Genomic DNA, 8,363 nt, shown 5'->3' on the forward strand with positions numbered 1-8,363 from the left:
TCGCGGTCACGCCGACGCCGCGCTGACCGCGGGACGGCGGGCGGCGACGAGCCGCTCGGCGAGCGCGCCGTAGCGGGCCGCCACCGCGGGCCAGCGCAGGTCCGCGGCCAGCGGCCGGACGCGACCGGCAAGCCGCGCGCCCAGGCCCGGTTCGGTCAGCATCCGCCGGATCGCGTCGGCCAGCGCCGCCGGATCCTGATGGGGTACGACCAGACCGGGGCCACCGGTGAGCAGCTCGACGGCGTGCGGGAAGGCCGTGGCCACCACGGGCACCCCGGCGGCCACCGCCTCGATGAGCACCCCCGAGGTGACCTGTTCGCGGGAGTCGTAGGGCAGGACGACCACGTCGGCGGAGCGGATCAGCCGGCCGAGGGTGGCCTGGTCGTGGTAGACGTTCTGGTAGTCCACGGCGTGCGCGACGCCCAGCTGCGCGCCGAGCCGGTGCAGCCCCGCCCGGTACGCCTCCCCCTGGTGCTCGACCACCTTGGGGTGGGTCCGGCCGGCGACGGTGTAGGTGGGGGTCGGGTCGAGGTCCTGCAACCGCGTGAGGGCCCGCAGGGACCACTCGACGCCCTTGCCGGGACCGAGAAGTCCCCAGGTCAGCAGGTGGGGCCGGGTACGGCGGTCGGCGGGTACGCCGACCTGCTCAGCGGCGCCGTGCGGGATGACCGTCACCTTGCCCGGACGTACGGTGTAGCCGACGAGCAGCCGGTCACGTGCCGTGTCGGTCATCGTGACGACCGCTCCGGCGGCGGTGACGATCTGCTCCAGCAGGGACTTCTGCCGGGCCGAGGGCCGGCGGAGCACGGTGTGCAGGACGACGATGCTCGGCACGGTGAGCCGGCGCAGCAGCGGCAGGACGTCCTCGCCGTCGGCGCCGGGGTAGATACCGTACTCGTGCTGGACGACGGCCACGTCGAAGGCGTTCAGGGCCGTCGCGGCGTCCCGCCAGCCGGCCTGGGTACGGGTCGACCAGGTGTGCACTACCCCGGGTCCGGCCCGCAGGTCGTCACCGCGGTCGGCGACCCGGACGATGCCGCCGCGCGTACCGTCGGCGGTCAATTGGGCGGCGAGGGCGGAGTTGAAGGTGGCCAGTCCACACCGGGTCGGTGGGTGGGTGCTGAGGAATCCGTAGCTGAGCATGGGTGTCGGGCCTTCCGGTTGTCGGCCGCCTCGAAAGTGCGGGAACGGCCTCACGCGGTGTCGGCGCACGCCGGCCAGCGTGTGTGGCCGGCGGAACGGGTTCGTGGGCGGGAGTCGGATTCAGCGGTGCGATCAGCGGATGACCTGGTCGTAGACCGCCAGGTAGTCGGTGACCATCCGGTCCGCGCCGAAACGCTGCCCGGCGCGGGACCGGCAGGCGGCCCGGTCCAGCCCGACGGCCCGGGTGACGGCGTCGACGGCCTGCTCGACGGTCTGCACGAGGAACCCCGTCACCCCGTCGTCGACGACCTCCGGCATGGACCCCCGCGACCAGGCGACGACCGGCGTGCCGCAGGCCATCGATTCCACCACTGACAGCCCGAACGGCTCGTCGAAGGCGATCGGGTGCAGCAGCGCGGTGCTCTCGCCCAGCACCTCGGCACGGCGGCGAGGGCCGACCGAGCCGAGGAAGACGACCTGGTCGCCGTCGATGTGCGGGGCCACCTGCTCGGCGAAGTACCGCTCGTCCTGCACGATGCCGCAGATGGTCAGCGGCCGGCCGGCACGACGGGCGATCTCGATGGCGGTGTGGGTGCCCTTGTCGGGATGGATCCGGCCGAAGGCGGCCAGTCCTGGGCCGGCGTCGCGGGTGAACGGCAGCCCGGTGAGGTCGACGCCGTGGTGCACCGTGGCGACGTAGTCGAGGTCCGGGCTCCGGTCGGCGTCGGAGATCGACACGTAGGACGAGCGGGCCCGGGCGTACGCGGGGAGGATGCCCGCGCCGGAGAAGCCGTGCACGGTGGTGAGCAGCGGAGCGCGGCAGTGCTCGGCGAAGGCCAACGGCAGCCAGTCGAGGTGGCTGTGCACCAGGTCGAACTGCCCGGAGCGGGACATCGCGTGGGAGACGTGCATCGCCTCCCACACCCGGCCGTCCATGCCCGGATCGTCGGCGTATCCCCGGGGACAGACGCCGTCGAGTGCGGCGGAGGTGACCGAGTCGAGCGTCGCGAAGAGGGTCACGTCCACACCACGGGTGACAAGTCCTTCGGCGAGCAGTCCGGTCACCTGTTCCCAGGGACCGTAGTGGTGGGGAGGAGTCCGCCAGGCGACCGGACCGAGCAGGGCGACCCTCACGGGGACGGCGCGTCGGCGAGGTCGGCCGGATCGAGGCGCAGGGTGGCGAGCAGCCCCGCGTGCTTGGCGGGGTCCACCCGTTCCGGTAGTTCCCGCTCGACCCAGTCGGCCCTGGTCTGCTGGCCGCGCTCGCGCAGCGCCGCAACGATCCTGTATCTGGCGATCTTCATCGTCTGCCCCTCGAGAAGCCGTTCCGGACGGTCATGGTCACGGGTGGTGGTGTGCAGGCCCTGGTCGAATCCCGTCACCGGGGTGCCGAGACGCGGCGGGCGGTCGACCTGTCGTCGTGACCGGCGAATGGTGCGGGAGTACCACGATCCCCCAGGACCCCGGGAAGCGGTCAGCTTTCGGCAAACGTCGTGATGAGCACCAGCGGCAAAAGCAGGACGGTCACCAGGAGGAACACCCGCAGGCGGAGCGCGCGGACGTCGAGGGCCCGCGGTACCCGTACCCCGAATGTCGAGGGGCCGGATCTCTCGCTGGCTGGCGGCGAGGGCCCGCCAGCGGCGATCGGACGAACGGCCATGACAGTCTCTCCTGGTGATCTCGACAACTCGGCCCCGGGCGCCTGAGCGGTCCCGGCCGACGACCGGTCAGCGGAGCGTCCCGGCTCTCAGCTGGGCCAGCGAGCGCTTCAGCAGCCGGGAGACGTGCATCTGGGACAGCCCGACCCGGGTGGCGATCTGCGCCTGGGTCAGGTCGCCGTAGAACCGCATGGTCAGGATCCGACGTTCACGGGCGGGAATCGCCGCGAGGAGCAGTCGGAGGGTGAGGTGGTCGTCCACGGCTGCGTATGCCGGGTCGGCGGCGCCGATGAGCGCGAGACGCTCGATGCCGTCGGCCCCGGGTCGTGGCTCGTTCAGCGACGGCAGGCGATAGACGTCGAAGGTGGCGACGGCGGCCGCGAGTTGGGCGACGGTCACCTCCAGATGGTGGGCGAGCTCGCCGTCAGTCGGTTCGCGACCGTGCTGCTGCCCGAGCTCGCCCCGGGCTTCGGGCACCCGGGCGCTCAGTTCCTGCGCTGCTCGCGGCACCCGGATCGCCCAGGCCGTGTCGCGGAAGTGGCGCCGGATGCTGCCGAGGATGGTCGGAATGGCGTAGCTGGCGAACGGCACGCCCCGGTTGGTGTCGTATCCGTCGACGGCTCTGATCAGGCCGACCGCGCAGACCTGAGCCAGGTCCTCGTAGGACTCCCCGCGACCGGTGTACCGGCGGGCGAGTCGACCCGCCATCGGCAGGTTCGCCTCGATGATCCGGTTCCGCAGTCGCGCACGGTCGGGATCGTCGGCGTTCAGGGCTGCGCGTCGACGCAACAGTTGTTCGCTGTCCCCGATAGCCGGGCTCAGCGTCGGAGGGGAGGAAACGGCTGTGGGTGTCACGGCGGAGGTGACCATTTGTTCCAACGCCCCTAACGGGCTGGTGGCGGCGAGACTGGCGGCCACCGGGGACCCGGGCGACACCGTAACCGTACGCCTTCATCTCCCCGACCGACACTCGGAAGGCTCTGGGAAGCGCACTCGGGTGTCGAACCCGGTCGTCAGCCGGACCGGTGGGTGACTGGCCCCGGCACGAGCTGCTCGGAACCGTCGACGATCGCCTGGGACAGTTCAGACAGTCGACGGTTGCGGCTGCGGGCACCGTCGCGCAGGATCGCGAAGGCTTGGCCCACGTCCACCTGTAGGCGTTCGGCGAGAACCCCCTTGGCCTGTTCGATCAGGACGCGGCTGTTCAGGGCGGTCTGCAGCTGTTCGGTGAGGATGTCCCGCCGGTGGATGGCGCGGTGCTGCAGCAGTCCGATGGTGGCCACGTCGGCGAGCGCCTGACCGATGCGGAGCTTGTCCTCGTCGAGGGCCCCGCGGCCGGACGTCGAAGAGGTTCAGCGCGCCGATGACCTCGGAGCGCAGGCGCATCGGCAGGGCGTGCACCGCGGCGAAGCCGATCTCGGCCGCGGCGGCGGTGAACCTCGGCCATCGGGCCGTTTTCAGGGTCAGGTCGGCGACCGACACCGGTTGCCCGGAACGGAAGGAGTCGAGGCAGGGCCCCTGGTCGGTCTGGAGCTGGAACAGCTCCAGCAGTCGGGTGCGTTCGGAGGAGGCGGCGACCACCTGCAGCGTGTCCCGTTGGTCGGTCAGGAGCAGCCCGGCCGCCGACACACCCAGCAGCTCGACACACCTCTCGGTCAGCACGTGCAGGAACTCGATCACGTCGAAGTCGTCGACGAGAGTGTCGGCCATCTCCACGAAAACGTCGGCCAGCGGGGTCTCGGCCATGTCAGTCACCTCGTCAATCAATGGTTCCACCGGTCACCCGACGGGATGGTCCGTGCGACGCCGTCCTGGCGCCGATTCCCTTGTTCACTCATCTCGGTCACCAGGTGTCCCGGCCGGTCCGAGATGCAGGCGCCGGGCGACGACATCAGCTGCCACGTCCCGCAGGCACCGGTCCTGGGAGTACGCGTAGGCGCGCAACCAGATGAGCGCCACCGCCGCGGTCAGCCCCAGCTGAACCGTGATCATGCCCGTCGCCTGGTGCACCTCGGGGTGGTGCAGGCCGGCCCCCTCGGGCCACTGATCGTCCCGGTCCACCCCGTGACGCGTCGCGTCGTCCAGCAGCACCGCGCATGCCGTGTCCGCCAGGACCAGCGCGTCGGCCAGTTGCTCCGCCCCGAGGTCACCGGCGCGGGCCCGGTAGAGGTCCAGGACACCGAGGCGGATCCCGCCCACCCGTAGTGGCAACGCGAAAACCGCGCCGGCCCCGGCGAGCACCGCAGCGGGCGCGAACACCGGCCACCGGTTCCGGCACTCCGGCACGGTCAGATCGGTGACCAGGACAGGTCCGCCGGTGGTCGCGTCCACGCATGGCCCCTCCCCGAGGGTCAGGGTCAGGTCTTCCAGCTCCGACGCGGTCCGGTCCGTGGCGTACACCAGCTTGCGCGGCGTGGCATCGAGGATCACCGCGACGGCGGCGGAGTCGACGCCCGCGACCGAGCCCGCCGCCGCGCAGACATGATCGACCGCGACAGCGCCACCCCGGGCGGCATCGACGAGAACAGCCCACAGCCGCAGCCGACGGTCGGCGGATCGCCGCGCCCCGGATTGCCCTTGCCCACTGCCGACTCCGACCCGGATCAGTCGAACGGACGCGCTGCCATACCGCGCCGCGGTGCCGGGCGACGGTCACACCGTACTCCCGCATGACGCCACGGCGCGACCGGCGACCCACCGGACCTGCGGACGGCTCCGGCGGCAGACGAGCCGGTCGCGGAAGCGTACGCTTACGGTGTCGCTCGGGACCCCGGTGGCTGACAGTCCGCCGCTGGCGGACGCACCCCCACCGATCGAGGTCACCGTGTCGGCCACCCGCCGCACCCCATGCACCGGTCAGGTCGCCGGATCTCCGTCGCATTCCTGGCCAGGCACCCCCCTCGCACCGGCACGTCGGACCGCGACAGTCCGTCGCAGGCCCGCCATCATCCAGACGCGCCAGCGCACCACGGCGTCCAGGCGCGCCAGATCTTCATCGGAAGGCGGCGGTTCGTGATGACCGCACCTCGGAACAGTCATGTTCAATCCTTCTCGCCGGGCGCCCGTGGCGGCACCGATGCTTCCCGCGCGGTACCCCCGCGACCGTCGGTGAAGCGCTCACGGATCGGGGGCCTGTGGGTCGCTGCCGTGGTGTTCGCGTTCGTGCTCCTGCTGCTCCTGGTCTTCGTACTGCAGAACGGGCAACGTGCCGAGGTGTCGTTCCTCGGCGCTCACGGCACCTTGCCGATAGGGGTGGCGCTGCTGCTGGCCGCGGTCTTCGGGGTCCTGCTCGTCGCCCTGCCCGGCACCGCCCGGATCGTGCAGTTGAGGATGCTCGGCCGTGCCGGCACGCGGCCCGACGGCCCGGCCGGGTCCGGTCCGACTCCTCCGTCGACGACCGGCATCGCTCGCGTCCCGCTGCCGCCCCGCCCGACCCGGGAGGACGGATGAGCCATGTCCGTCACCACGCGACCAGCCCCCACGCCCCCCGAGTCGGCGCCGTCCGCGCCCCGGCTCGTCCTCGCCCCTGTCCGGGATCGGGCGATCCTGGACGGCGGGTGGTGGCCGCAGTCCCGGGACCCGGCCGCCGAACTCCCCGGTCTCGTCCTCGCCCTGTCCGAACGCCATGGTCGGATCCGGCATCTCATGCTCAACCTCCGCACCTGGGAAAGCCGTATCCGCCGGTTGACCATCGGACCGGACGTGGTCCGGATCGGCTGGTTCGACACCCTCGACCCCGCCCTGTTGGTCGCCACCACTGGCCGCGACGTCCAGGTCGACTTGCTGGTGGCGCCGCCCGGCATGCCACGCGCGGCAGCCGAGTGGGCGATGGCGGCCGCCGCCGACCCGACCAACCTCAGGCGCGCGCCCGACATCCTGGCCAGCGCACCGGTCGGGCCCCAGGCCGCGGCGACGACCGGCTCCGACGCGTACGGAGTGTGGGACAACGAGGGTGGCAGCACCGGGCACGACGCGTGCTGTACGCAGTGCTGGCTGACCGAGCCGAGCAGCATCCCGGCGAAGGCGCCGTGTCCCCGGCTGCCCACCACCAGCAACTGCGCACGGTCCGCGGCGTCCAGCAGCGCCTGAGCCGGAGGCCCTCGTACCACGTGGGTGGTGAACTGGACGGGCGCACCTCCTCTGGCCACGTCACGATGACGTGCGGGTCCATGACCGTGCCGCCGGCGGCGACCCGGCGCACGGTGTCGATGAACTGCTCGGTGTTGGTGACCCGGTCCTAGAGCAGTTGCCGATGGCGCCTTGCCCGCCGGCGAGCAACTCGCGGGCGTAGAGCTGCTCGACGTACTGGGACAGCACGAGGACGGGAGGCCGGTTCGCTGGCGGCGGGCCTGCAGGCCCTCGTCGGTGTAGGTGGGCGGCAACCCACAGCAGCGCCGCCGCCAGCCCGACGCTCCGAGCATCAGCATCGGCACGACCGCGCCTGCCTCCTCGTCCATGAACAGGAGCATGCCGAGGTTGATCAGGGTGGCCGTAGTCGGACGGGTTGCGGGCCGCCAAGGCGTGGCCAGGGGGGCCGTTGCTGGTCTTCCACATCTTCGTGGCCTGCCAGGACACCCCTCGCTCGCGCAGGATCCGCCGGATCGTTTCGACTCTGATCGCCGTGACTGAGCCCGACTCGATCAGGTAGTCACGCAGCTTGGCCAGTAACCAGCAGGAGAACGGCTGGCCGAGGGAACGGAGGCCGCACCGGGTGAATGACGCAGACCCAATCGCGGGTCTGCTCATCGATTCGTCTCGGTGCGGCCCCCACTCCATTTTGGTCACCTCAACAGGGGGCATGTCCGGCGCCGGTTGCCCCTGGGCGGACATCGCCGACGATCGCCCTGCGCCGCATCGGCCATCGATACCCCGACAGGTCCTGAGAACCCCGACCGATTACACGATCAACGCTCAGGACGAGGCACTAGGCGATTTGGCGCCTACGCCGGACCAGCCGGTGGCTCATCACGATGAGCATTCCACCGAGGCCGAGCATGGTCAGTGCGACCGTGGCGTAGGTCGAGATCCGGCTGCCGGTGACGGGCAGCATGCCCTTACGGACCGTGATGCTTGCCGAGGCAGGAGAGCCTGGACCGCTTTCGATCGAGGTAGCGGCCGTCGTGTTGACCTTCTTCCCCGCGGTCTTGCCGGTGACGTTCACCGACACCGTGCAACTCTCGTTGGCAGGCAGGGTCGCTCCGGCCAGGCTGATGCTGCTGCCGCCGGAAGTCGCGGTGACCGTGCCGGAGGCGCAGTTGGTCTGCGCGGCGTTGGGATTGGCGACCACCAGACCCGAAGGCAGGTTGTCGACGAAACCGACTCCGGTCAGCGACGTCGCCGGGTTGGGGTTGCGGAGGGTGAAGCGCAGGGACGTCGTCCCGTTCAGGGGGATGGTGTCGTCCCGGAATGCCTTGGCGAGCGTCGGTGCTGCGACAGCGCCGACTGTGATGCTTGCCGAGGCAGGAGCACCGGGGCCGCTCTCGTTCGAGTCCACCGGGCCGCTCGTGTTGACCTTCGTACCGCTGGTCGTAGCGGTGACGTTCACCGAGAACGTGCAACTCC

8 protein-coding genes and 4 pseudogenes are annotated in these 8,363 nt (G+C 71.2%); 2 read left to right on the forward strand and 10 right to left on the reverse strand.

Going from position 1 to position 8,363, the window contains the following annotated elements:
- Positions 1-6 precede the first annotated feature (6 nt).
- The 7 genes and pseudogenes from AB0K25_RS14690 to AB0K25_RS14720 all read right to left on the reverse strand — a co-directional run bounded on the left by AB0K25_RS14690 (position 7) and on the right by AB0K25_RS14720 (position 5,408).
- Complete coding sequence (locus tag AB0K25_RS14690; protein ID WP_357533266.1) at positions 7-1,143, reverse strand: glycosyltransferase; 1,137 nt, start codon at positions 1,141-1,143, stop codon at positions 7-9.
- 132 nt (positions 1,144-1,275) lie between these two features.
- A complete protein-coding gene (locus AB0K25_RS14695; protein WP_357533264.1) occupies positions 1,276-2,277 on the reverse strand; it encodes a glycosyltransferase family 4 protein in 1,002 nt (333 codons plus the stop codon).
- The gene (locus AB0K25_RS14700; RefSeq protein ID WP_357533262.1) at positions 2,274-2,447 is read right to left on the reverse strand and encodes a hypothetical protein; all 174 of its coding nucleotides are present in this window, start codon (positions 2,445-2,447) and stop codon (positions 2,274-2,276) included. Before AB0K25_RS14700 ends, AB0K25_RS14695 begins: the two co-directional genes overlap by 4 nt.
- 423 nt (positions 2,448-2,870) lie before the next feature.
- A complete protein-coding gene (locus AB0K25_RS14705; protein WP_357533260.1) occupies positions 2,871-3,719 on the reverse strand; it encodes a SigB/SigF/SigG family RNA polymerase sigma factor in 849 nt (282 codons plus the stop codon).
- A gap of 95 nt (positions 3,720-3,814) precedes the next feature.
- Positions 3,815-4,084: an ANTAR domain-containing protein gene (locus AB0K25_RS14710; RefSeq protein WP_357533258.1), complete on the reverse strand. Its 270-nt coding sequence runs from the start codon at positions 4,082-4,084 to the stop codon at positions 3,815-3,817.
- Between the two features lie 103 nt (positions 4,085-4,187).
- Positions 4,188-4,547: pseudogene (locus AB0K25_RS14715) on the reverse strand (GAF domain-containing protein); the annotation flags it as partial.
- A gap of 84 nt (positions 4,548-4,631) precedes the next feature.
- A complete protein-coding gene (locus AB0K25_RS14720; RefSeq protein ID WP_363820730.1) occupies positions 4,632-5,408 on the reverse strand; it encodes a GAF and ANTAR domain-containing protein in 777 nt (258 codons plus the stop codon).
- Between the two features lie 540 nt (positions 5,409-5,948).
- Here AB0K25_RS14720 and AB0K25_RS14725 point away from each other — a divergent pair.
- Positions 5,949-6,251: a LapA family protein gene (locus AB0K25_RS14725; RefSeq protein ID WP_357533256.1), complete on the forward strand. Its 303-nt coding sequence runs from the start codon at positions 5,949-5,951 to the stop codon at positions 6,249-6,251.
- Between the two features lie 3 nt (positions 6,252-6,254).
- Positions 6,255-6,629: pseudogene (locus tag AB0K25_RS14730) on the forward strand (DUF5994 family protein); the annotation flags it as partial.
- Between the two features lie 128 nt (positions 6,630-6,757).
- Here AB0K25_RS14730 and AB0K25_RS14735 read toward each other — a convergent pair.
- From AB0K25_RS14735 to AB0K25_RS14745, 3 genes and pseudogenes are all read right to left on the reverse strand, one after another.
- A pseudogene (locus AB0K25_RS14735) lies at positions 6,758-6,895 on the reverse strand (universal stress protein); the annotation flags it as partial.
- 59 nt (positions 6,896-6,954) lie between these two features.
- Positions 6,955-7,183: pseudogene (locus AB0K25_RS14740) on the reverse strand (DNA-binding response regulator); the annotation flags it as partial.
- 542 nt (positions 7,184-7,725) lie between these two features.
- Positions 7,726-8,363, reverse strand: a 638-nt coding sequence (locus AB0K25_RS14745; RefSeq protein WP_363820542.1) for a hypothetical protein, incomplete at its 5' end; no start/stop codon positions are given.

Source organism: Micromonospora sp. NPDC049257 (assembly GCF_040678915.1).
In the GTDB taxonomy this organism is placed as follows: Bacteria; Actinomycetota; Actinomycetes; order Mycobacteriales; family Micromonosporaceae; genus Micromonospora; species Micromonospora antibiotica.

Bases quoted from the DNA above. Each gene is read 5' to 3' on its own strand.
- AB0K25_RS14690 (WP_357533266.1), bottom strand. From the start codon at position 1,143: ATGCTCAGCTACGGATTCCTCAGCACCCACCCACCGACCCGGTGTGGA.
- AB0K25_RS14700 (WP_357533262.1), bottom strand. From the start codon at position 2,447: ATGAAGATCGCCAGATACAGGATCGTTGCGGCGCTGCGCGAGCGCGGC.